This window comes from Rhizobium sp. SG741, assembly GCF_012275435.1.
Classification (GTDB): Bacteria; Pseudomonadota; Alphaproteobacteria; order Rhizobiales; family Rhizobiaceae; genus Rhizobium; species Rhizobium lusitanum.
This window is the reverse complement of sequence record NZ_JAAZQP010000017.1, coordinates 1-22,481: the sequence shown is the minus strand read 5'-3', so window position 1 is coordinate 22,481 and position 22,481 is coordinate 1. Positions and strand designations below refer to the sequence as shown.

General features: G+C 58.9%; 22 protein-coding genes and 1 riboswitch. Of the genes, 10 read left to right on the top strand and 12 right to left on the bottom strand.

Annotated elements, in window-relative coordinates; all coding sequences use genetic code 11:
- The first annotated feature begins 271 nt into the window (after positions 1–271).
- On the top strand, positions 272–988 hold the full coding sequence (locus tag FHT29_RS30405) for a hypothetical protein (RefSeq protein ID WP_168600851.1): 717 nt from the start codon (positions 272–274) through the stop codon (positions 986–988).
- Between the two features lie 49 nt (positions 989–1,037).
- Here the strand turns inward: FHT29_RS30405 and FHT29_RS30400 are convergent, their stop codons facing one another.
- A complete protein-coding gene (locus FHT29_RS30400; protein ID WP_037191705.1) occupies positions 1,038–1,259 on the bottom strand; it encodes a hypothetical protein in 222 nt (73 codons plus the stop codon).
- Positions 1,260–1,634: 375 nt separating this feature from the next.
- Here FHT29_RS30400 and FHT29_RS30395 point away from each other — a divergent pair, with 375 nt between their 5' ends.
- Positions 1,635–1,913, top strand: coding sequence for an HU family DNA-binding protein (locus tag FHT29_RS30395; RefSeq protein ID WP_037192047.1), 279 nt, complete (start codon positions 1,635–1,637; stop codon positions 1,911–1,913).
- Positions 1,914–2,038: 125 nt separating this feature from the next.
- Here FHT29_RS30395 and FHT29_RS30390 read toward each other — a convergent pair whose 3' ends face one another.
- From FHT29_RS30390 to FHT29_RS30370, 5 genes are read right to left on the bottom strand one after another with little or no spacing between them, the layout of a single operon-like run.
- On the bottom strand, positions 2,039–3,010 hold the full coding sequence (locus tag FHT29_RS30390) for a biotin-dependent carboxyltransferase family protein (RefSeq protein ID WP_047555467.1): 972 nt from the start codon (positions 3,008–3,010) through the stop codon (positions 2,039–2,041).
- The gene (locus FHT29_RS30385; RefSeq protein WP_168600850.1) at positions 3,000–3,875 is read right to left on the bottom strand and encodes a carboxyltransferase domain-containing protein; all 876 of its coding nucleotides are present in this window, start codon (positions 3,873–3,875) and stop codon (positions 3,000–3,002) included. The genes FHT29_RS30390 and FHT29_RS30385 overlap by 11 nt, the downstream gene beginning before the upstream one ends.
- Positions 3,875–5,260 (bottom strand): acetyl-CoA carboxylase biotin carboxylase subunit, encoded by a 1,386-nt coding sequence (locus FHT29_RS30380; protein WP_047640876.1) that lies wholly within the window; start codon positions 5,258–5,260, stop codon positions 3,875–3,877. Before FHT29_RS30380 ends, FHT29_RS30385 begins: the two co-directional genes overlap by 1 nt.
- The gene (locus FHT29_RS30375; protein WP_037191710.1) at positions 5,257–5,499 is read right to left on the bottom strand and encodes an acetyl-CoA carboxylase; all 243 of its coding nucleotides are present in this window, start codon (positions 5,497–5,499) and stop codon (positions 5,257–5,259) included. Before FHT29_RS30375 ends, FHT29_RS30380 begins: the two co-directional genes overlap by 4 nt.
- 9 nt (positions 5,500–5,508) lie before the next feature.
- Entirely contained in the window at positions 5,509–6,291 is a 783-nt protein-coding gene (locus tag FHT29_RS30370) for a 5-oxoprolinase subunit PxpA (protein WP_168600849.1), read from the bottom strand.
- Positions 6,292–6,572: 281 nt separating this feature from the next.
- On the opposite strand from FHT29_RS30370, the gene FHT29_RS30365 reads away from it, so the two are divergent.
- Positions 6,573–7,499 carry a LysR family transcriptional regulator gene (locus FHT29_RS30365; RefSeq protein WP_168600848.1) on the top strand — a complete coding sequence of 309 codons (927 nt, stop codon included), beginning with the start codon at positions 6,573–6,575 and terminating at the stop codon, positions 7,497–7,499.
- A 51-nt stretch (positions 7,500–7,550) separates the two neighbouring features.
- Here FHT29_RS30365 and nrdF read toward each other — a convergent pair whose 3' ends face one another.
- From nrdF to FHT29_RS30335, 6 genes are all read right to left on the bottom strand, one after another.
- Entirely contained in the window at positions 7,551–8,525 is a 975-nt protein-coding gene (gene nrdF, locus FHT29_RS30360) for a class 1b ribonucleoside-diphosphate reductase subunit beta (RefSeq protein ID WP_047555831.1), read from the bottom strand.
- Between the two features lie 25 nt (positions 8,526–8,550).
- Positions 8,551–10,761, bottom strand: coding sequence for a class 1b ribonucleoside-diphosphate reductase subunit alpha (nrdE, locus tag FHT29_RS30355; protein ID WP_168600847.1), 2,211 nt, complete (start codon positions 10,759–10,761; stop codon positions 8,551–8,553).
- Complete coding sequence (nrdI, locus tag FHT29_RS30350) at positions 10,749–11,144, bottom strand: class Ib ribonucleoside-diphosphate reductase assembly flavoprotein NrdI (RefSeq protein WP_168595872.1); 396 nt, start codon at positions 11,142–11,144, stop codon at positions 10,749–10,751. Before nrdI ends, nrdE begins: the two co-directional genes overlap by 13 nt.
- A gap of 11 nt (positions 11,145–11,155) precedes the next feature.
- The gene (gene nrdH / locus FHT29_RS30345; RefSeq protein ID WP_037191719.1) at positions 11,156–11,377 is read right to left on the bottom strand and encodes a glutaredoxin-like protein NrdH; all 222 of its coding nucleotides are present in this window, start codon (positions 11,375–11,377) and stop codon (positions 11,156–11,158) included.
- Between the two features lie 252 nt (positions 11,378–11,629).
- Positions 11,630–11,851, bottom strand: a riboswitch (cobalamin riboswitch).
- Positions 11,852–12,110: 259 nt separating this feature from the next.
- Positions 12,111–13,256 carry an acyltransferase family protein gene (locus tag FHT29_RS30340; protein ID WP_168600846.1) on the bottom strand — a complete coding sequence of 382 codons (1,146 nt, stop codon included), beginning with the start codon at positions 13,254–13,256 and terminating at the stop codon, positions 12,111–12,113.
- Between the two features lie 583 nt (positions 13,257–13,839).
- Positions 13,840–15,576 carry a hypothetical protein gene (locus FHT29_RS30335; RefSeq protein ID WP_168600845.1) on the bottom strand — a complete coding sequence of 579 codons (1,737 nt, stop codon included), beginning with the start codon at positions 15,574–15,576 and terminating at the stop codon, positions 13,840–13,842.
- 395 nt (positions 15,577–15,971) lie between these two features.
- Here FHT29_RS30335 and FHT29_RS30330 point away from each other — a divergent pair, with 395 nt between their 5' ends.
- The 7 genes from FHT29_RS30330 to FHT29_RS30300 all read left to right on the top strand — a co-directional run.
- The gene (locus FHT29_RS30330) at positions 15,972–16,781 is read left to right on the top strand and encodes an AraC family transcriptional regulator (RefSeq protein WP_168600844.1); all 810 of its coding nucleotides are present in this window, start codon (positions 15,972–15,974) and stop codon (positions 16,779–16,781) included.
- A gap of 245 nt (positions 16,782–17,026) precedes the next feature.
- Entirely contained in the window at positions 17,027–18,130 is a 1,104-nt protein-coding gene (locus tag FHT29_RS30325; RefSeq protein WP_168600843.1) for an HD domain-containing phosphohydrolase, read from the top strand.
- Positions 18,127–18,453, top strand: coding sequence for an STAS domain-containing protein (locus FHT29_RS30320; RefSeq protein WP_092574250.1), 327 nt, complete (start codon positions 18,127–18,129; stop codon positions 18,451–18,453). The genes FHT29_RS30325 and FHT29_RS30320 overlap by 4 nt, the downstream gene beginning before the upstream one ends.
- Positions 18,450–18,818: a response regulator gene (locus FHT29_RS30315; RefSeq protein WP_034509986.1), complete on the top strand. Its 369-nt coding sequence runs from the start codon at positions 18,450–18,452 to the stop codon at positions 18,816–18,818. Before FHT29_RS30320 ends, FHT29_RS30315 begins: the two co-directional genes overlap by 4 nt.
- Positions 18,815–20,848: a chemotaxis protein CheA gene (locus FHT29_RS30310; protein WP_168600842.1), complete on the top strand. Its 2,034-nt coding sequence runs from the start codon at positions 18,815–18,817 to the stop codon at positions 20,846–20,848. The genes FHT29_RS30315 and FHT29_RS30310 overlap by 4 nt, the downstream gene beginning before the upstream one ends.
- On the top strand, positions 20,845–21,357 hold the full coding sequence (locus FHT29_RS30305; protein ID WP_037191739.1) for a chemotaxis protein CheW: 513 nt from the start codon (positions 20,845–20,847) through the stop codon (positions 21,355–21,357). Before FHT29_RS30310 ends, FHT29_RS30305 begins: the two co-directional genes overlap by 4 nt.
- Before the next feature lie 24 nt (positions 21,358–21,381).
- A partial coding sequence (locus FHT29_RS30300) for a HAMP domain-containing protein (RefSeq protein ID WP_168600841.1) occupies positions 21,382–22,481 on the top strand: 1,100 nt, incomplete at its 3' end.

Here is a 22,481-nt window from a genome sequence, read left to right as displayed (position 1 = left end):
GTACGGAAGCGCGCTTGCCCTTGTGGCGGCGCAGATCGCCAAGGGCGGCTTCCGGCGGTGCCTCGGTCGACGCCGATGGTCGTGGGTCTGGTCGTTCGCTACACTGCGCCACTCATTGCCACGATCGAGACCATTGTTCGCTCTGGACCTTGCCGCCGGGAAAGCCCTCTCCATCTATGCCGCCATTGAGCTTGCAAGCATGGCCTTTCAAGAGGTTAGATGCGTCAATTCTGATCGACAAGACATATTCATATAGAGGATTTCCTTTCCCATGCCTTTTCGCCTTTCGACATTCGTCCGGGTCGCAGCTCTTGCCGGCTCCGCGGCCGCCATGCTGTCGGCCCACGCTTTGATGGCTCAGGATTCAGCCGCTCCGTCGCAATGGCCCGACACCCCGACATCGCGGGTGGAAGCCCTTGCAGTCCTCCAGACGCTGAATGCCAATCTCCTCAGCAATGCCAGCGCCACTTTGACGCTCGACCGCTGGTGTGCCTCGCATAAGCTTGCGCCGGCGGGCTCCAAGATCCTGGCGCAGCGCGTGCATGGGCAGGATAAGCCGGCCGACGCCCATATCCGTGAGCTGCTGGCTGTGGGGCCGGATGTTCCGATTGCCTATCGTCGCGTTCGTCTCGCCTGTGGCGATCGCGTCCTGTCGGAAGCCGATAATTGGTATGTGCCGGCAAAACTGACGGCTGACATGAACGAAGCGCTGAACACATCCGATATCGCCTTTGGCCGAGCCGTTCAGTCACTCAACTTCACCCGCACGAACCTGTCAGCCAAATTGCTTTGGTCACCTCTTCCCGAAGGGTGGGAGATGAAAGCCGATCTGCCGTCCGCCGGCACGGGACAACTGACGCTGCCCCCGTTTCTTCTCGAACATCGCGCAGTGCTGAAGTTGCCGGATGGTACACCATTCAGCACGCTGGTCGAAACCTACACGAACAGCGTTCTGGATTTCCCGGCTCCGCCCGCGCATCGACCATGATGCGTGAGCATTCGGCCCCTCGCTGGCAGCGGGATGCCAGCGCTCCGGCCTAGTCTTCATCCGCACCATCGAGCAAACCATCGTAGACTTCCATGAGCGCGTTGGTGATCGCCTGCCCGAGGGCGCCGCCGGCTACGCGGACATCTTCGTCCGTACCATCTCGGGCTGCCTTGGCGAGGCCGAAACCTTGCTCACTGACGATCTGCTTTGCAACTTCGATGGCCCACAGACCGAAGTCACCGCGGTTATCTATCTTGATCGCGTCTTCCATTGCTTGTTCCCGTTATTTGTCATCATGAGGCATCTATACCGTCACCGGCCCCATGACCAGCATCGCTGGCATAACGCGGATCGAGACGTGATTGATCCATCATTTTGTCCATCCAGATTATGCCTTTTGGCGAGACCGCCGTGGTGCGTGCCCGGAGGGAAGAATCAGCAAAAGTAGAAAGAAGGAGGTGTCGCGACAGAACAACAAGCGGCACCGCATCTCCTGGAACCAGTAGGGAAAAGCCCGAAAATGAGGCTCTTCCCATCGGAAATTGTGGAAATGCCGGTGTATGAGCCCTCTGAGACCCGGGCAGCTCGTGACATTGGGCGATTACGATGGAAATGATTCAACCGTAAACAACCCGGGGGAAGCATGATGACCACCACCAACGAAATCGCAGACAAGATTGCCGCAGATCACAAGCTGACAAAGGCTCAGAGCAAGGCTGTCGTCGAAGCCGTCTTCGCCGCCATCACCGGAGCTGCAACCTCCGGCGCCGAGACATCGATCCCGGGCTTTGGCAAGTTCAAGGTCAAGGACACGCCGGCACGGGAAGCACGCAATCCATCGACCGGCGCGACCATCAAGGTGGCCGCCGCAAAGAAGCTCACCTTCACGCCGGCCAAGGCGCTGAAGGATGCGTTGAACAAGTAAGAGCGGGTTACGGCCTCGTTGTGCAACGATGAAAATGCCGGCCCTATCAAGGGCCGGTGTATTTGTCTTGCGAGCTCTTGGATGACGCACCCATTGGCAGTTTAGAAGCCGAAACGGGCAGATGCTCAGTTAAACGTGGATCTGAGCTTGGCGAGCAGCGAAGCCCGGTGCTTTCGTGCAGCCAAGGCCTCGTCCATCGAAACCTCGATGAATCGTGTCGGCGTATGCGGCTGAAGCTGCCCGATCAGATCCATGTCGGCTGAAATCACGGTGCCGACCATGAAATAGCCGCCGCCCGAGACCGCATCACGATGCAGGATGATTGGCTCCGTGCCGCTCGGGATCTGGATGGAACCATAGGGATAGCAGCTGTCGACGATGTTGGACGGATCGGAGCCCGCTCCGAACGACTGCTTGCGCTCGACGAACTCGATCTTGCGACCGCCGCGAAAGCGATATCCCATGCGATCGGCCTCCGGCGCCACCTTCCAGGTGTCGGCAAAGAAGTTCGCCTTCGCCGCGTCCGTCAGCCTGTCCCAGTAGAGGCCCGGCAGCACGCGAAGTTCCGCCGGCGCTCCCGGTTTGCGGCGCAGGTCCTCAGCAATGGTGCGCCCCTCGCCGTCAAGGCCGCCTTGGCCGACCGGCAGTTCGTCTCCCGGCGCAAGCGCCCTGCCTTTGTAGCCGCCAAGTGCGCCGATCGGATAGGTCGACCGGCTGCCAAGGGCGATCGGCACATCGATGCCGCCGGCAACCGCGATGTAGATGCGGGCGCCGGACTTCAGAAAATCGAAGGTCAGGACCTGACCGCTCTTCACTTTGAAAGCAGTCCAGCCGGGGACCGGTTCACCATCGAGCTTGGCGGGCATGTCCGCACCGGTGACAGCGACGAGCGCGTCTTGCGTGAACTCGAGCTTCGGCCCCATGAAGACCGCCTCGAGGCCGGCCGCACCCTCGTCGTTGCCGACCAAAAGGTTGGCTGCCCGCAACGCGTAGCGATCCATGGCGCCGCCCATCGGAATGCCCAGATGAAAATAGCCCGGGCGGCCGAGATCCTGAACGCTGGTGGAAACGCCGTGATGTATGACCTTAATGGGCATAGAGCGTGCCCTCCAGCTTGGTGTTGTAGTCGTCGATGTCCTTCTCGAATTCGCGAAGATCGAAAGTGACCTCGCGGATCGGCGGCGAAAACCTGCCCCTGTCGACATCCTCGACCGCCTGGTCATAGGCGGCACGATCGATAGGCTTGAACTTCACGATGTCGCCCGGGCGGAAAAAGACCATGAAATCGCGGAGATAGCTCGTCGTCTGGCTGGAATCGAAGATCGGCATGGGCGTGATGCCGAACATCTGATAGCCGCCGGCGCCGCGCACCGAATAGATGCAGCCGAAGCAACCGCCATGGCCGACCGTCAGCCGCGGCGTATCGGTTCTCGGGCGCAGATATTTCGGCACCTCGATCTGCCGCTGACGCTCGACCATCTGATACATGAAGGGAAGGCCGGCGACGAAGCCGACCATGGAAACGAACCACGGCGAGCCGTGATGGGCCTCTATGAAGCTGCCGACGGCATCGTAGCCATTGATCCTGGCGGCGTAGTCGAGATCGGTGCCCTCAGGCTCCTGGTGCCGCTCGCGAAAGCGCATCAAGGTCTCATGGGTCCAGGGATCGTTGTAGAAGACGGGGATTTCGACGATCCGCGTCTTGAGCACGGGCTCGGCCTTTTCGGCATCGACCTCGATCGCCCTGACTTCCTTCAGCATGTCGTCGGGCTTGATGATATCCGGGTTGAACTTGACCTGAAACGAGGCATTGGCGGGGCAGATCTCGGTGACGCCCTTGATCTGGCTTTCCCGCACGGCTGTTGCCATCGACAGGCTCTTGAAGAAGGCTTCCAGCGACATCTCATCGCTGCATTCGATGAAGAGGTGTTCATCCCCTCCGAAACTATAGCGCGCGGGCATCAGGCGACCTCCGATCGAATATGATTTTTGGGAGAGAATTCGGTTTCAAGCCACCCTTCCAGGAAGCGCGTATGGAAGGCCGCAATTTGCACGGCCGAAGAGCGGACGAGTGCCTGATGCAGCGGAATGGTCGTCGCCAGCCCCTCGATCACAAGGTTGTCGAGCGCTCGACCAAGCCTTATCAGGCATTCGCCTCTTGTCTCACCCCAGACAATGAGCTTGCCCAGCAGGGAATCATAGAAGGGCGGAACGGTATAGCCTTCGTAGAGCATGGTATCGAAGCGGATGCCGTCTCCCTCGGGAACCACCAGGCGCCCGACAAGCCCTGGAGCCGGCGCGAAACCCTTGAAGGGATCCTCGGCGTTGATGCGGCATTCGATGGCATGTCCGCGCGGGCGGATATCGTCCTGCGTGACGGAAAGCGGCGCGCCGCCGGCGACCCTGAACATCTCCTGGACAAGATCGACGCCTGTGATCATCTCGGTCACCGGATGCTCGACCTGGATGCGCGTGTTGACCTCGATGAAATAGAATTCGCTGCTATCTTCGTCGTAGAGATATTCGACCGTGCCGGCGCCCTTGTACCCAACCTCTCTTGCCAGCGCGACGGCACTCTCGCAGAGCTTCTGGCGCACGATCTGCGGCAGCAGGAGCGACGGGGCCTCCTCCCAGACCTTTTGACGGCGGCGCTGCAACGAGCATTCACGCTCATGGAGATGGATGAAATTCTCCCCATCGCCGAAGATCTGCACCTCGACATGACGCGCACGGGAAATGACCTTCTCGATATAAAGACCGCCATCGCCGAAAGCGGCCAGCGCTTCAGCCGCGGCAAGCGGAAACTGCTTGTCGAGATCCGCAAGCGATTCCACGATGCGGATGCCGCGGCCGCCACCGCCGGCGGCGGCCTTGATCATCACCGGGAAGCCTATACGCTCGGCAATCTCGTGAGCCTCAGCGAGATCGAAAATGCGCCCGCCGCTGCCGGGCACGGTCGGCACGCCGGCGCGCTTGGCAACCTCGCGCGCCGCAACCTTGTCTCCGAGCAGGCGAATGGCATCGCCACTCGGGCCAATGAACGTCAAACCGGCCGCCGCGACGGCATCGGCGAAATCGCCATTCTCCGATAGGAAGCCATAGCCGGGATGCACCGCATCGACATTCGCGGCCTTGGCAGCCGCGATGACGGCCTCGATGTTGAGATAGGATTTCTTCGGCGCCGGCGGTCCGATATTGATCGCCTCGTCCGCCAGCCGCACCGCCAGCATATCGGCATCGGCGGCGCTGTGCACCTGCACCGTGCGGATACCGAGGGCCTTGGCGGCCTTGATGATGCGAACCGCGATTTCGCCGCGATTGGCGATGAGAACGGAGCTGATCGTCACTGTTCTACCTCCGCGATGACCTGGCCGGCCATGATCGGCTCTTCGTTGTCGATGAGGAAGGTGATGTTCCTTCCGGAAAGCCCCGCCGGGATCTCATGAAAGGTCTTCATGACTTCGATTACGCCGACGATGTCACTTTCCGCGACGTCCTGACCATCGGCCTTGAATGGAGGAGCATCCGGCGACGAGGCCCTGTAGAAGGTGCCAGGCAGCGGTGATCTGATTTCAGCTTTGCTCATGATAGCCCCTCATTTTTGCTGTTCTAATATCTGGGAAACAGGCGCGATCCGAATTCCTTCGGCCACCAACGCCTCGCGCATCTCGCGGACGATATCCAACGCTCCGAGCGTATCGGAATGGAAGCAGATGGATTCAAATTCGATTGGGATGTCTCTTCCCTGGACGGTGCGCACTTTTCCTTCGGTGCAGGCGCGCAAGACCTTCCTGGCGATCGCCTTGGGATCGGGCCGCCCGGCATCGCGGGTAAAGACGATCCAGCCATTGTCGTCGTAATCGCGATCAGCGTAGAGTTCCCTGACGACCGGATGGCCGAGCAGCTTGGCAGCCTCGTAGGTCGCTGAGTTCCACATGCAGAAAATGGGCGCATTGGGTGCGGTCGTGCGCATGTACTCGATGAAAGCGTCCGACAGCTCCGGATTGGCTGCAAGCTCCATGTAGAGAGCGCCATGCGGCTTGACATGCTGCATGCTGGTGCCGTGACGCCTGCAGAACTCGCGAAGCGCACCGACCTGGTAGACGATGTCGTTGACGATTTCCTTGTTGCTGCCCGAGATCTTTCGGCGTCCGAAACCTTGCAGGTCGTTGTATCCCGGGTGCGCGCCGACCGCGACGCCGTGCTCAGCGGCTAGTTTTACCGTGTCATTGATGAGATTGGGATCGCCGGCATGAAAGCCCGCCGCTATGTTGGCGGAGCTTATATGCGCTATGAGGTGCTCATCGCTGGTATCGCCGATACGCCACCGGCCGAACGCCTCCCCCATATCACAGTTGATATCCACCGTTCGCTTCAAACCCGCCATCCTCACTGGTAGATCGGTACCGAAGGCATCCCTCGGCGGGCGCCTTCCTCATCAGTACGGTAGGGTCTAATTGGCAGCTTGAAAAATAGATTCTTTTGAGCAGTAATATCTGAAAATATGATAATGATGCGTCGGAGTGATGCGGAAAAAATCGCGATAAAATATATAGTTACAAGGCATGCTCAAAAATTGCTCTTGAAGATGATGCAGTTTTGACCAGCATTATTCATTTTTGCAGTGCAGCAATCTGAATTTATTGGAGGGACGGTTCGGTGGCTCTCAGCATTCGCCAGCTTCGCTATTTCGTCGCGACCGCAGAATATGGGCAGGTTTCCCAGGCGGCGATCAGCCAGAATATTTCTCAATCCGCCATAACCGCGGCCATCAAGGAACTCGAGCAGATCGTCGGCGTTCCGCTCTTCGCCCGCACGGCGCAGGGGATGGAATTGACCTCGTCAGGACGGCAGTTCCTGTCGCATGCCTACGAGATCCTCGCCAAGATCGACGAGGCGATGCAACTCAACTTCATCAACACCGATGTCGAGGGCGAACTGGTCGTCGCGGCCACCTACACGGTGATCGGCTATTTCCTGCCGATGCACATCGAGCGGATACGCCGGCTCTTCCCGAAACTGCGGGTGCAACTCTATGAACTGAACAGGGAATCGATCGAGGAAGGTTTGCTGACCAACCGCTACGACCTTTCCGTCCTGCTCACCTCGAACATTCTCAACCCGATGATCACGACAGAGACGCTGTTGAGCTCGGTGCGCAGGCTCTGGGTTCCGGCGCAACATCACCTGCTGCGGCGAAAGGGCGTGGGGCTGCAGGAAATATCGCAAGAGCCCTACATCATGCTGACGGTGGACGAAGCCGCCCAGTCATCGCTCAAATATTGGAGCAAGACCCCCTACCAACCGAATGTCACGCTTCGCACTTCATCGGTGGAAGCCGTTCGGTCCATGGTCGCGAACAACCAGGGCGTCGCCATCCTCTCCGACATGGTATATCGGCCGTGGTCGCTCGAAGGCCGCCGCATCGAGACGATCAACATCCAGGAAACCGTACCGGCCATGGACGTGGGACTTGCATGGCGTGCGGGTAACGCCTTGACGCCTGCGATGCAGGCATTTCGGAACTACTTCCAACAGGCTTTCGGCTTGCCGGGAGCGGCCGGCGGGAAACCGGCGTCCGAGTAGGCCCACGGCGTCAGGGCGACCCCCGACGCCGTGCGGACGGATCACCCAGTCCTAGAAATTCCAGTCTTCATCTTCGGTCGCGACTGCCTTCCCGATCACATAGGACGAGCCGGAGCCGGAGAAAAAGTCGTGGTTCTCGTCCGCATTCGGCGACAACGCCGAGAGGATCGCCGGATTGACCTTGCAAGCCTCCGCGGGAAAGAGCGCCTCGTAGCCAAGGTTCATCAGCGCCTTGTTGGCGTTGTAGTGCAGGAACTTCTTGACGTCTTCGGTCAAGCCGACACCGTCATAGAGTGACTCGGTGTACCTAGCCTCGTTATCATAGAGTTCGAGCAGGAGGTCGAAGGCGAAGTCCTTGATCTCCTGCCGGCGCTCCTCCGGCAGCCGCTCAAGCCCACGCTGGAACTTGTAGCCGATGTAATAGCCATGCACCGCCTCATCGCGGATGATGAGGCGGATCATGTCGGCGGTGTTGGTGAGCTTGGCACGGCTCGACCAGAACATCGGCAGGTAGAAGCCCGAATAGAACAGAAAACTTTCGAGGAAGACGCTGGCGACCTTCTTCTTCAGCGGATCACCGGAAGCATATTGCTCCATGATCAGCGTCGACTTGCGCTGCAGGAATTCGTTCTCTTCCGACCAGCGATAGGCATCGTCGACATCCGGCGTCGAGCAGAGCGTCGAGAAGATCGATGAGTAGGATCGAGCGTGCACGGCCTCCATGAAGGAGATGTTCGACAGCACCGCCTCTTCATGCGGCGTGGCGGCGTCGGCCATCAGCTTCACGGAGCCTACTCCGTTCTGGATCGTGTCGAGCAGGGTCAGGCCAGTGAAGACGCGGATGGTGAGCTGCTGCTCCTCCGGCTTCAGGGTTGCCCAGGACGGGATGTCGTTCGACAATGGCACCTTTTCGGGCAACCAGAAATTTCCGGTCAGGCGGTTCCAGACCTCGAGATCCTTGTCGTCCTCGATACGGTTCCAGTTGATGGCGCGGATACGGCTTACCGGCTTGAATTGCATGTTCACGGAAATGTCCTTTTCAAACCGGAAATCAAAGGGCGCAGGAAACGCAGCCCTGCACCTCGGTGCCGGACAGCGCCATCTGGCGAAGGCGGATGTAGTAGATGGTCTTGATGCCCTTCTTCCAGGCGTAGATCTGCGCCTTGTTGATGTCGCGCGTGGTTGCCGTGTCGCGGAAGAACAGCGTCAGGGACAGGCCCTGATCGACATGCTGGGTGGCGGCCGCATAGGTGTCGATGATCTTTTCCGGCCCGATCTCGTAGGCGTCCTGATAATAATCGAGATTGTCGTTGGTCATGAAGGCGGCCGGATAATAGACGCGGCCGATCTTGCCTTCCTTGCGGATTTCGATCTTGGAGACGATCGGATGGATCGAAGAAGTCGAGTGGTTGATATAGGAGATCGAACCTGTGGGAGGCACGGCCTGCAGGTTCTGGTTATAAAGGCCGCCCTTCATTACGGCCTGCTTCAGCTCCGCCCAGTCCTTCTGCGTCGGGATGGCGATGCCGGCCGTTTCGAATAGTTCGGCCACACGTTCGGTCGCGGGCGCCCACGCCTGATCGGTATATTTGGCGAAGTATTCGCCGGAGGCGTATTTCGAGTTCTCGAAGCCCTTGAAGCTCTGCCCGCGCTCGACCGCTAGGAGGTTCGAGGCACGGATGGCGTGATAGGTCACAGTATAGAAATAGATGTTGGTGAAATCGACGCCTTCCTCGGAGCCGTAGAAGATGCGCTCGCGGGCAAGATAGCCGTGCAGGTTCATCTGGCCGAGGCCGATGGCGTGGCTGTCGTCATTGCCCTTTTCGATCGAAGGCACCGACGAGATATGGCTCATGTCGGAGACTGCCGTCAGCGCGCGGATCGACATTTCGATCGTCTTGCCGAAATCGGGGCTGTCCATCGCGGCTGCGATGTTGAGGGAGCCGAGATTGCAGGAGATGTCCTTGCCCATATGCGTGTAGGAAAGGTCGTCGCTGTATTCGCTCGCTTCGCTCACCTGCAGGATTTCCGAGCAGAGATTGCTCATGGTAATGCGGCCGGCAATGGGGTTGGCGCGGTTCACCGTGTCCTCGAACATGATGTAGGGATAGCCGCTCTCGAACTGGATTTCGGCAATCACCTGGAAGAAGTCGCGCGCCTTGATCTTCTTCTTGCGGATGCGGCTGTCGGCCACCATCTCGCGGTACTTTTCCGTCACCGATATTTCCGTGAAAGGCACGCCATAGACGCGCTCCACGTCATAAGGCGAGAACAGATACATGTCGTCATTGTTCTTCGCGAGCTCGAAGGTGATGTCGGGAATGACGACACCGAGCGACAGCGTCTTGATACGGATCTTCTCGTCGGCATTCTCGCGCTTGGTGTCGAGGAAGCGCATGATATCAGGGTGATGGGCGTTAAGATAAACGGCGCCCGCGCCCTGCCTGGCTCCGAGCTGGTTGGCGTAGGAGAAGGAGTCTTCGAGCAGCTTCATCACCGGGATGATGCCGGAAGACTGGTTCTCGATGTGCTTGATCGGCGCGCCGGCCTCGCGGATGTTGGTGAGCGACAGCGCCACGCCGCCGCCGCGCTTGGAAAGCTGCAGCGCGGAATTGATGGCGCGGCCGATCGATTCCATGTTGTCTTCGACGCGCAGCAGGAAGCAGGAAACCAGCTCGCCGCGCTGCTTCTTGCCTGCGTTGAGGAAAGTCGGCGTCGCCGGCTGGAAGCGGCCGGAAATGATCTCGTCCACCATGTTATGGGCAAGCTGCTCGCTGCCGCGCGCCAGCGCCAAGGCTACCATACAGACGCGGTCCTCATAGCGCTCCAGATAGCGCTTTCCGTCAAAGGTCTTCAGCGTGTAGCTGGTGTAATATTTGAAAGCGCCGAGGAACGTCGGAAAACGGAACTTCTTCGCATAGGCATGATCGAAGAGATCGCGCACGAAGTTGAAGGAATATTGGTCCAGCACCTCCCGCTCGTAGTAACCCTCCGTCACTAGGTAATCGAGCTTCTCCCGCAGGTTGTGGAAGAACACCGTGTTCTGGTTGACATGCTGGAGGAAGTACTGCTTGGCCGCCAAGCGGTCCTTGTCGAGTTGGATACTACCCTGCTCGTCATAGAGGTTCAGCATGGCGTTGAGGGCGTGATAGTCCAACGCCGTTTCCGTGACCTTCGATGGCCGGTCGCTCGCGGGATGAGAAAAAGTGTGAAGCGGTTTTTCGGCGGCGTGCCGCGACAAAGAAGAGCTTAGCGTGTCCAAAATCGTTCCAATCCGTGTCTGACATTCACGACATCCTCTTCCGTGCCCAAAAGCTCGAACCGATAGAGAAACGGCACCTGGCATTTGGTGGAGATGATGTCGCCGGCGATACCAAACGTCGCCCCGAAGTTGCTGTTGCCCGCGGCAATGACCCCGCGGATGTTTGAACGGTTATCCGCATCGTTGAGGAAGCGGATCACCTGCTTGGGCACGGCACCCTTGCCCCCTTCACCACAATAGGTAGGGACAATGAGAACGTAAGGACGGGCCGCTCGAAGCTCTTCACCCGCGCCGAGCGGAATGCGAGCGGCCGGCAAGGCAAGCTTGGCAACGAAGCGATGGGTGTTCTCAGATCTGCTGGAGAAATAGACGATCTCGCCCACCGCCCGGTTCCTCAGGCGAGCGCGCTGATCATGTCGGGACGGAAGCCAGCCCAATGCTGCTCGCCGGCGATAACGACCGGGACCTGACGATAGCCGAGACCCTGCACCAGCTCGTAGGCTTCAGTATCGGTGGACACGTCGACGATGGTGTAATCGATACCCTGGCGGTCGAGGGCGCGTGTGGTCGCGGTGCACTGGACGCAAGCGGGCTTGCTGTAGACGGTAATGCTCATGGATGTCCTCGTATATATGACAGGCGTGCGAGATCGTCCGGGCGTCGGGCGACACCCGTTCGGCAATCTGAAAAATGGCGGCGGGCACAACCGACTGCCGGACGCTTAGGCGGCCGTCAGTCGTGCAGGCAGATAAGGATACTCAAAGACATGGACTTCACACCTCGAAGTAACCTTTGCGGGCCTTTCGGGGAAAGCGACGACAACGGCGACCTGCCGCAAACCATCGCTCGCCATCCGGACACCCCGCCCGTGGACGCTATTGCTCGAGGCAGGTCTCCTGGCTTGCGGGTCGAAGTATTTGCTCTTGCCTTCCCGAGGCATATATTCCTCAGTGGCACATGCAGAACAAATACTCGCCGCTCACAGTTGCGGGGGCAGCTACGGCTTGACGAGCATCATGCTCATCGACCGTATTCCCATCTTAGCCTCCAATCCTTGCGAATCGAAGGAACCTCGAACACTATATATAGTAGACGAGGTTAAATTTGCGTCAACAGGTTCCGTCACCGATCCTTCATTTAAGATGTTGATAAGGCCTGCGGCTAAGTCCCGAAGACGCTTTCGCGGCAAGGACAGAAGATCGGTCATCTTCTCGACCTCGGGAATGTGCGGCGAGTGGATATCAGGAAAGCCGGGGCCGATTGTCGGCGCACCGGACGCCCTCTTAACCCTGAACCGGAGAGATTGCTCCAGGGAGCCCATGCCGGGTGAACATCGAGATATCCATGCGTCAGGCAATGCCAGCGCGGATCCTGGCTTTCCAGGAGATTTCCAGGCGTCGTTTCAGTTCGTAACACAACGCACAGACGGCGAGCGTCGCAACCACGATCGGGATGAAAGACGAGGCGGACATCAACCCAAACTCACGCAACCAGTAGGCAATAACCAACATGACCGTCTGGTGAAGCACGTAGTAGGTCAGCACTGCCCTGTTCAGATAGCGGACAACGGCGTTCTCCGAATTCAGCCAGATCTTTGCGTATCCGAGAATTGCGACGATCGCACACCATTGGAACGTGCCGGCAAGCACCCTTCCCGAAAATGCCTGCCACATGTCAGGCTCGCCGGCAGGCAGGCCCGGAAAGAGCATCGTCAGAAGCACCGCACAACCCAGCGCAAGGATCAGGGCGGGTTTTCGCGCGTCGACGACCGCCTCCCAGTATTCGCTGCGCATGGCCATCACGACACCGAGCAGAAATGACATCAGATAGATACTATGGCTGTACCAGTCGGTGAGGATATTGAGTGTCGGGGGGAAGGCCGGCCGCAGCGTGAGCCTGAGCAAGATGAACAGTATGGCGGGAAATATCAGTATCCACTTGCCCGCCAGCCGGGGCGCCAGCCGATCCCCCGCGAGGGGCAGCAACTTCGGCCAGGCCGATACGACAAGCGTCAGGATTGCGGTGTAGGTCCAGAGATAGGCGAGGTACCACAGGTGCTGCATCCAGAAGAGATTGACCTCACGTCCGTTGGGCAGCGGAATGGGCGTCAGGGTCAGATAGTGCCAGAAGACGTCTCGGAGGCTGATGTCGACCCCCAGGCTGGTATTTAGGCAGACATACATTTGGGGAGGGATCAGAAACAGCATTCCAATCAGCAGCGGAACCAGCAACTGCCTCGTTCGCGCCTTCCTCAGCACCTCGGGAGTTTGCCGTGTCAGCAATATCCCCGTGACGACGCCTGAGATCAAAAACAGCAGCGACATGCGCCAAGGGTGGGTCCACAGATGGATGATGTCAAAGATGGGAGAGCTGTCCGGTGCCTTCAGAAGAAAGCCCCTGGAGTTATACATCAGGCTGACATGATAGACGATCAGCAGCATGAATGCTGCGACCCTGATAAAATCCAGATCATGCCGACGTGACGTTGCCTCCATGGTTCACGCTATAAGGCGTAATCTTTAAGATCAGGTTGAGTTGTCGATTAAAAAACTCAACCTATAGAGGATAGTGATCTCGAATGCTTTGCAGCGATGCTGCTACGCCCGCTCGCAACCACCACCAAGCGGGACTTCTGGGCACGACCCGGCCATCAACATACGGCGAATTCGTTTGGCTCTTATTGTGACAGCTGCTCCGCCGCCACTGCGACAGGATCTTCCGCCTCCTCGAGCGCACGCCAACCTACCTGCGGAAACGGTCGATCAGAGTCGATAATTTTCGACAGCTTAAAAAGGACGACGGAATTTGAGGGCCGCAGATTGTGGCATTTGCCTGCGGGGCTGTCGGTATATGGCGAACCGCGCGATCTACAAGTTGCAAGCGCCATCGCCTTCCGGGAAGATCGCTCGTCACCCCCAGGGTTCGCGCGCGCCCCTCTAGGACTGCGCGGCAACCACAACAGCGGTGATGGATCTACTTCTTCGCAACATCATCGTCCTGCTATGCGGCAAAGTGGACGAGCGCGTCAAACTCCTGACCGGCGGCAGGACGTATTCGGTGATTTCCAGACCTGACTGATCAGAAGAGAGCCTCTGCAAACAACTCCTCATCATTGCCAGTCGTCGGTCCGTGACTGGCCGGAGCTGTCGCCACGCCAAAAACACTCGCATGTATCTCGCGTTCTGCCGCCATCGTATAGATCTTCGCGATGCGCTCCGAAATGGCAGCTAGCGGCGCTTCGAGCCCGATCAAATCCTCGACAGCGCAATAATCACGACCGGCTTCCTCCGTGCAGGATGCGAGCGTTTCGCCGATTCCCGCCCGGAAATCCAGGCTGTTGACGACCTCGGCGACCTTGGAGGTCATATCCTCGCCACAGCGGCGAAGCTCCTTCACGTTGACATCCATGGATGCGCCAGCCTCGGTAATGTGCAGCAAAGCGGCATCGATATGCGCCCCGGAACCCGACGAACTATCCTGGTCATCGCTCTGCCGCCAGTCCTTCAGGCCGGCAGTCTGGCCCTCAAGCATGCCCAACCCGATAAGGATTTTTTCCGCATCTTCATCGAGAAGCGCTGCGAACGAGCGCAGCTCTCCGGCGACCACGTTGATTGCCCGCCCCTCTTCGCCAAGCTTGCCGCAGCGCAGGTTGGTGTTGAGCGCCATGTATTGGATGTCCCGACGCACGAGCTGGATGGTCAGAATGCTCGTGGTCAGCTCCTTGACCATCTCGCTCGTCTTTTCGCTGAGCCGATTTGCTCCGGCCGCGGCGACATCAATGCGATCGACGACTGCCCGGGCGGCGGAAAGATCACCGCGCAGCGAATTGATCGGGCTGCGCCCGTCCTGCCCGCTCTGCGACATCATGGTTTGATAGAGGTCGAGCAGGGTGCCGATATCGTCCCTGAAGCTACGGATGTTGTCGACGATTTTTGCGGTCTCGCGGTTGAAACCGTCCGTTGTCTCGCTGAGCAGCTCGAAGACGAGGGTCGTCGTCAGAGCCGTGATGCGATTGCGATCAGTCGCGGAAAGATTGAGGGACGACTGGGAGGCAAGATAGGCATCCGTGATCGAATAGACGGCCTGGCAATGCTCAACCCTTTGCCGGGTGATATCGCCGATCTGCATCGCGGAGAGGGTGTGGGCGACCTTGTTCTGAATCCGGCGCGCAAGCCCGGCAACGGTATCGGCCAATGTCGACAGACCGCGGCGCTGGGTCTGGATCTCCTGTGCATTCGACAGAAGGCGCTGGACGATGGACGGTATGTCATCCAGATATTGTCCGAGCGAGCCGTCCTCGCTTGCCGCCGCTGATTTTATCCCGTTTTCAAGCACGCGGATCTGCCCCGAAAGTGCTTTGACCTCGCCGGTGGCGAACTCGATGCGTTCGACGATCTCGCTGGCAAAACTGGAGAAATCCGGGATTCGCGCGCCCGCAATTTTCGCTGTCGCAGCAAAGGTTCTGAGGTACCGCAGGGTTTCTTCCATGGAAAGGACCTGCGTGGCGAGAAGCCGCCCGGTTTGACCAATAGAGACCACGCACTCCTGACGACGAACTTCCGCGGGCGGCAACTTGTTGAGCAGATCGACTGTCTGAAGCAGCCGGGCGGTCGCTTCGGCTGCGTTTTCCTCCTTCAGCGAGCCGCCGATATCTTCCAGCAGATTGACCAGCTTGGCCAGAACTTCTGTCACCGTGAGAAGGACGGCGCCGCCGTCCAGAAAACGCTGCTCGATCTGCAGCCGGGCGCCTTCCAACCGACCGATGACATCATCCTCGGGAAGAGTAAATTGCCGGCTTGTCGCTGCATGCACCATAATTCTTTTGGACTCCGCCTAAGACCGCTTACCGCAAACTAAAGCGAACAAAGAAATACGGAGTTAACATGACGTGTGAAATGGGCCGATCAGCAACCTCAGCTTTCGGATTGAGAGCGCTAAAGCTTTGGGCAAGACCCGGGGAGTAGACATTACCTCGAGAGCGCCAGTACCTTTTTCAGGCCATCGGTGCCGATTGCGATTTACCCGCAAACAAGCCCGTCGAAGCTGATTGAACGAAGATGAATGTTGCCGTCGACAAATATGCATGGTCGTCCTGCGAGCCTGCGGAGCTACAGGAAAGCCTGAGGGCAACCAACATATCGGTTTCCCTGAACCGGGGATCTGAAGCATCGGATTTTCACATCGACGTGACGCTCGCGATGATTCGGAAGATGACGGCTTGGAAGATATTTTCCGAAACGGGTTATGAAATCCGTTATCTGTTTCGTCACAGCGACCGCATAGAACTGCACTTCGTCGAGAGCGGCACATTTCAGGTTGAAACGGAGGATCAGAAGTTCACGGCAACGGCCGGAACGACGTTCATGTTGCTGTCTCACGGCTTCATAGGGCTCAGAGCCTCGCGCGACGCCCGCAAGATCGCACTTGCAATACCACGCGCGCTCTGCCTGCCGCTGATAGATGTGACGGACGAAGATCCTGAGTTGTTCTTCGGACGTTTCGACAGAATGGCCGACATCGCCGACAAAGGTGTGCGAACGCTCTATCGAATGGCAGACCTGCTTCTGGAGCCGGATGATCATCTCTTTGCCGGCTCGCCGCTTGGTGCCTCCCTCTTCAAGGAGGCGATTGTTGCCACTTTCGTGCAGTCATGGCCAAGATCGGCGGCAAAAGCCACGCCACAGACGGCGCGCCCTCGCAATTTGAAGCGGGCGCTGGATTGGATCCGGGCGCACCTGGGGGAAGAGTTCACCGTTCTTGACATCGCAAGGAACGCCGGACAAAGCGTCCGCGGACTGCAGATGTCCTTTCGGCAGAACCTGGGCATGAACCCCTTGAGCTATGTGCAGCGATTGCGGTTGCAGCAAATCCACCATGATCTGCTTCATGGCAATGCAGACGAGAACATATCCGATATTGCTGCTCGCTGGGGCTTCAGTCACATGGGATATTTTGCTGCGCGCTATCGCGCCCTATACGGCGTTTCGCCGTCTTCAACACGCACTGGTCGTCATCGTTGATACTCCAGCGTGCATTTTATATCAGAAAAACGCAACGCTATCACTTTATCGCAGTTAATTGCAAAGTCGCGCACTGGTTGAAGCCGAGTTTAACGCACCGTTAGCCATTTAACGATTTCGTTACCTGAGCCAAGACTCACAATCATTGTGACGCGGCCCTTTCATCCGAAAGGTCATCCAAACATCCAAGCCGATAATCGTGAGCGGATCCGCGCGTGACAACGCGGACGCTTAGCGGGGTCACTATGCGCATCTTCGTAATAGACGACAGTCCTTCCGTTGTCGCCAAGCTTTGCCAAGCGGTCGAAGCGATCAGAGGCAGCGAGGTCCTGTCGTTCTTGGAGCCGAGAGAGGCTCTCAAGCGGCTTGATGACCAAACGCCCGACCTCATTCTCGTGGACTATATGATGCCGGACATGAACGGTATCGAAGTAATCACCCATGTCCGTAGGAATGCGCTTACGGCCCACGTTCCCGCTATCATGATCACATCCCGCAAGGAGACTGACATCAAGCTGGCTGCGATGCAGGCAGGCGCCACCGAATTCCTCACCAAGCCGATCGACGAGACGGAGCTGACGATACGCGTTCGCAACATTCTCAGCATCGGAGAGGAGCGGCTGGCACTCGCAGCCAAGGCGGCAAGCCTGCAGCGCGATTTCGACGCAGCGATGAAGACGGTAGAGCGGCACGAGGAGGAAATCATCTGGCGCCTCTCCAAGGCGATCGCCGCCCGCCACGGCGAGACGGCGGACCATCTGGACCGGGTCGCCATCGTCGCGCGGATGATCGCCGAGGAACTTGGTGTGGGCGCACGCCAATCCCGCATGATCTTTCTTGGCAGCGCCCTGCACGATGTCGGCAAGATCGGCTTGCCGGACGCCATTCTCTCAAAGCCCGGGCCCTTGAGCGCCGAGGAGCGCCGCCAAATGCAGCGGCACGCCGAATTCGGCAGCGAGATATTGAACGACAGCTCAAGCGAATTGATCCAGACCGCCCAAAGGATTGCCGAAAGCCACCACGAGAAATGGGATGGGACCGGATATCCCAAGGGAATCTCAGGATCCTCCATCCCGCTTGAGGCCCGTATCGTCGCCATAGCCGACGTCTTCGACGCACTCTGCTCCAAGCGCTCCTACAAGCCCGCCTGGCCGATTGCGGAAGCGTTCCGCGAGATTGTCAACAGCAGCGGAACGCATTTCGATCCCGCCTGTGTCGCGGCCTTCTGCCGCCGCTGGGCGGATATAAAGGGTCTTTTCGAGCTGCAGCTGTCCGACGGCGATCCCGTGACGCCGCAGCAGACGTCGAAAACCGCGCCCACATTTCAACTATCCCGAGGTTCGGCATGAGCGGACAAATGGAAATACTGCATCTTCGCGGTCCACTGACCATCAAGACGATCACAAACGCAAGGGACATCATCCAGGTCTACCTTCAGGAATCGGCATCGCTTAGCCGGTCCCTGATCATCGACATAGATGGCAACGCGGACATCGATCTCACCCTGCCGCAACTACTTCTTTCCGCCCGACACACGGCCGAGCGGGCGGGTGTGACGATCGCTTTGAACAAGCCGGCAGACGGCAATTTTCTGGCCGTCCTGCAGCGCGCGGGTCTCCTTTGCGGGGACCGGCAACAAGACAGTTTCTGGCTAGAAGGAAAAGCAGCATGAGCGCCAATATTCTCACCGTCGATGATTCCGCCAGCATTCGGCTGACCACGCGCATTGCACTCACCGGCGCCGGATATTCGGTCACCGAAGCGGTTGATGGCGCCGACGGCCTCAACAAGCTGAAGGCTGGCAATTTCGATCTGATCGTCACCGATCTCAACATGCCCAATATGGACGGGCTGACCATGATCCGCGGCCTGCGGCAATTGCCGGCCTATATGGGAACGCCGGTGATCTTCCTGACCACCGAGTCGGACGGCGACCTGAAACAGCAGGCAAAGGCTGCCGGCGCGACAGGCTGGCTGACCAAGCCTTTCGAGCCCGATACCCTCGTCAAGATCGCGCGCAAGGTGCTGGGCAGATGAACGATCTCGATCCGATCGCCGTCTTCAGGACAGAGGCCGCCGAACAGCTCGAACTGATCGAGGCCGGACTTCTCGATCTGATGCGCGACTTGAGCGACAGGGCTCAGATCGATGCGGTCTTCAGGGGGCTTCACACCCTGAAAGGATCGGGCTCCATGTTCGGCTTCGATCAACTGGCCGCCTTCACCCATCATTGCGAAACGGCCTTCGACCGGGTTCGCAGGGGCGAGGCTGCGGCCACCAAGGAGCTGGTGGCCGCCGTTCTCGACGCGCAGGGCCACATGCAGGCGCTCTTGGAAAATCCGAACGGCGATCATGAAGCCATGAGCTCCATTCTGTTGGAGAACCTGCGTAATGCAGTTGGCGCCACTGCCCCGCAAAATGCGCCCGCAGCGCCCGTTATCACGCCGCCGGCCTCGACCTCGATCAGCTCTGGCTCCATCGCCGGCGGGGCCAAGGCATGGCAGCTGAAATTCAGCCTCCCAGCCAACTCCATGGCCAACGGCACCAATCCGCTCGGTCTTCTGGACGAGTTGCGCGAGCTCGGGGAGTGCCGGATCGAGGCTGATATCGGGGCCATTCCGCCGCTTCAAGACCTCGATCCGCGCGATCTTCACATCGGTTGGACGATTCATCTGACAACCGAAAAGCCGCGCTCCGAGATCGAAGACGTCTTCATCTTCGTGATGGACGAGATGACGATGGAGCTCAAGGAGCATTCGGCTCCAAAACAACCCAATCCCACGCCCGCCGCCCTGAGCCCACGACAGTCGCCGGCGAGCGAGCCACCCAAAGCCGCAATCCCGCCGACGGAGGCAGGCAAGGTTCAGCCTGCCGATACAAAGTCGCAAAAGCAGGCGGACAATGTCCGCATTCCCGCATTGCGTCTCGACGAGATGATGGACCGGGTCGGCGAGCTGGTGATTGCCCAGTCGCGCCTCAGCCAGATGGCAAATTCGGCTGCCGATCTCGGCCTTCGCTCGGTCTCGGAAGAGATCGAGCGTCTGGCCGGCGAGCTGCGGGACACGATGATGGTCCTGCGCATGATGCCGGTCGCAAGCCTCTTCAGCCGCTTCCGCCGCCTGGTCCACGATCTCGCACGCGAGACCGGCAAGGATATCGAGCTTGTCACCGAGGGTGAAACTACGGAAGTCGACAAGACGGTCATCGATCGCCTCGCCGACCCGCTCGTTCACCTTGTGCGCAACTCCATCGATCATGGGCTGGAAGGCCCGGACGATCGTGCCGCAGCCGGCAAGCCCATGACCGGGCGAGTCATCCTCTCTGCGCACCAGACCGGCAGTGAAGTGGTGATCTCCATCAGGGATGACGGTCGCGGCATCGATCGCCAGAAGGTGCGTGCGAAGGCCGAGGCCAACGGGCTCATCCAGCCCGGCGCCCAGCTTTCGGACAAGGACCTGCTGCAACTCATCTTTCAGCCCGGCTTTTCCACGGCGGAGAAAGTCACCAACCTCTCCGGCCGCGGCGTCGGCATGGACGTGGTCAAGAAGACGATCGAGACGCTGCGCGGTTCGATCGATATTACGAGCGAATTCGGCAAGGGTTCCGATATCGCATTGCGGATCCCGCTAACGCTCGCCATCATCGATGGGCTTCTCGTGCGGGTGGGCAATGGGCGCTACGTCATCCCGCTTACCGCCGTCGAGGAATGCCTCGAGCTCTCGGTAGAACAGGATCTGCGGTCGCGCGGCCGCAGCTTCATCTCGCTGCGCGACAAGCTGGTGCCCTTCCTTCGCCTGCGCGAACTGTTTCGCACCGGCACCGAGCCGGACCCCTATCAAAAAGTCGTGGTCATCTCGACCGGCAGCGAGCAGGTCGGCCTCGTCGTCGATCAAATCATCGGCGACCATCAGACCGTCATCAAATCGATGTCGAAGCTCCACGACCAAGTCTCGACTTTCTCAGGCGCGACCATCCTCGGTGACGGCAACGTGGCTCTGATCCTCGATGTCGCGCATCTGATCGCAGCCGGACAACATCAGGAGGCGCAATTGCGGGCAGCAGGATGAGTGAGACAGGTTTGAAATCCGACTATCGCGCTGTCTGGAAAGACGCTGAAGAGCTTTCGGTTCTGACGTTCAGCCTCAATGGCGAAACCTTCGCCATCGACGCGGTCGTCGTACAGGAAATTCTGGACCTGCTGCCCGAAACCAACGTTCCCGGCAGTCTGCCCTTCGTCGGCAGCGTCATCAATTTCCGCGGCAAGGTAATCCCGCTGGCCGACATTCGTGTCGCTTTCGGCATGGAAGCGGCCAATGTCACGATCGACAGCCGCATCGTGGTGACAGAGTTGGAGCTCGACGGCGAGACGACGCTGATCGGCATCCGCACCGACAAGGTTCACGAAGTCACGCAGCTATCGCTATCCGCGAGCGAGCCGCCCCCCATCGTCGGCATGCGCTGGCGCGCCGATTACATCCACGCCCTCGTAAAGCGCGAACGCGAATTCATCATCATCCCGAACTTGCAGGCGATATTCTCTTCGCAGCGGGCAAGTGCGGTCAGAGCAACGGCATAATTTGTGGAACAAGGAAGCTAACAAATGCGGTTTACGATAAAGCTCAAGCTGCTTCTAACCTTTGCTGTCGTGATCGCCATGCTTCTTGGCACGGCCATCTACAGCATCACAACCCTCGGCCAGGTCAACAATAACTGGTCCGATACTCTGTCAGGACCCGCGGAACGTCTCCGGCTGGCCCAGAATCTGGATATCGCCGTTCTCCAACAGCTGAGGCAGCAGAAAAACATGCTGTCGTCCGGTTCGGTCGACGAGACCAAGAACTATATCGCAAAGAGCGATGCCGCGCGCACGACCTTTGACGCCGATTTCGCCAAGATCCTTGACAATACCACCGATCAGGACATGCCTCTCTGGTCGCAGATCAAGGATCTTAGCGCCAATTGGCGTGATGCCGACGACCGCATTCGCAGCATGATGCTTGCCGGCGACAGCGCCGGGGCGCTTCACGTTTCGTCCACCGCGGCGCGTGAAACGAGCGCCAAGATCGACAGTGTGTTGGCCCAGATATTCGAAACCGAACGCGCCCGGCTGAAGCAGGCCGACCAGGATGCTGCAAACGATTATGCAAACGCACGGTCCATCCTGATCGCCATAGCATCTGCGGCATCGATCATCGCGCTCGTTTCGGCAATCGCGATTATTCTTTCGATCAACAGGGGCATCAACCGCGCCGTCAACACGGTTCAAACGGTTGCCGAGGGCGATCTGACGGAATTCGCCAAAATCACCACCAGGGATGAAATCGGCGAGCTTCTTGGCCATGTCAACGCGATGATCGAGCGGCTGCGTGGTGTCGTCGCCGATGCGCTGTCTGCCTCCGACAACGTATCATCGGGCAGCCAGCAGCTATCGGCCGGGTCCGAGCAGCTCTCGCAGGGTGCCACCGAACAGGCCTCCTCCGCCGAAGAGGCCTCGGCCTCGATGGAGGAGATGGCCGCCAACATCAAGCAGAACGCCGACAATGCAGCCCAGACGGAAAAGATCGCCCGCCAGTCCGCCAGGGATGCCGAGGTCAGCGGCCAGGCCGTCGACCGCGCCGTCAACGCCATGCGCACCATCGCCGAGAAGATTTCCATCGTTCAGGAAATCGCGCGCCAGACCGACCTGCTCGCCCTCAACGC

Coding starts and splice junctions, on each gene's coding strand:
- FHT29_RS30390 (WP_047555467.1), bottom strand. CDS start 3,010: ATGCCCATTAAGGTCATACATCACGGCGTTTCCACCAGCGTTCAGGAT.
- FHT29_RS30330 (WP_168600844.1), top strand. CDS start 15,972: ATGACGGCTTGGAAGATATTTTCCGAAACGGGTTATGAAATCCGTTAT.
- FHT29_RS30335 (WP_168600845.1), bottom strand. CDS start 15,576: ATGGTGCATGCAGCGACAAGCCGGCAATTTACTCTTCCCGAGGATGAT.
- FHT29_RS30325 (WP_168600843.1), top strand. CDS start 17,027: ATGCGCATCTTCGTAATAGACGACAGTCCTTCCGTTGTCGCCAAGCTT.
- FHT29_RS30405 (WP_168600851.1), top strand. CDS start 272: ATGCCTTTTCGCCTTTCGACATTCGTCCGGGTCGCAGCTCTTGCCGGC.
- FHT29_RS30375 (WP_037191710.1), bottom strand. CDS start 5,499: ATGAGCAAAGCTGAAATCAGATCACCGCTGCCTGGCACCTTCTACAGG.
- FHT29_RS30340 (WP_168600846.1), bottom strand. CDS start 13,256: ATGGAGGCAACGTCACGTCGGCATGATCTGGATTTTATCAGGGTCGCA.
- FHT29_RS30310 (WP_168600842.1), top strand. CDS start 18,815: ATGAACGATCTCGATCCGATCGCCGTCTTCAGGACAGAGGCCGCCGAA.
- FHT29_RS30320 (WP_092574250.1), top strand. CDS start 18,127: ATGAGCGGACAAATGGAAATACTGCATCTTCGCGGTCCACTGACCATC.
- FHT29_RS30305 (WP_037191739.1), top strand. CDS start 20,845: ATGAGTGAGACAGGTTTGAAATCCGACTATCGCGCTGTCTGGAAAGAC.
- FHT29_RS30385 (WP_168600850.1), bottom strand. CDS start 3,875: ATGCCCGCGCGCTATAGTTTCGGAGGGGATGAACACCTCTTCATCGAA.
- nrdH (WP_037191719.1), bottom strand. CDS start 11,377: ATGAGCATTACCGTCTACAGCAAGCCCGCTTGCGTCCAGTGCACCGCG.
- FHT29_RS30400 (WP_037191705.1), bottom strand. CDS start 1,259: ATGGAAGACGCGATCAAGATAGATAACCGCGGTGACTTCGGTCTGTGG.
- FHT29_RS30315 (WP_034509986.1), top strand. CDS start 18,450: ATGAGCGCCAATATTCTCACCGTCGATGATTCCGCCAGCATTCGGCTG.
- FHT29_RS30395 (WP_037192047.1), top strand. CDS start 1,635: ATGACCACCACCAACGAAATCGCAGACAAGATTGCCGCAGATCACAAG.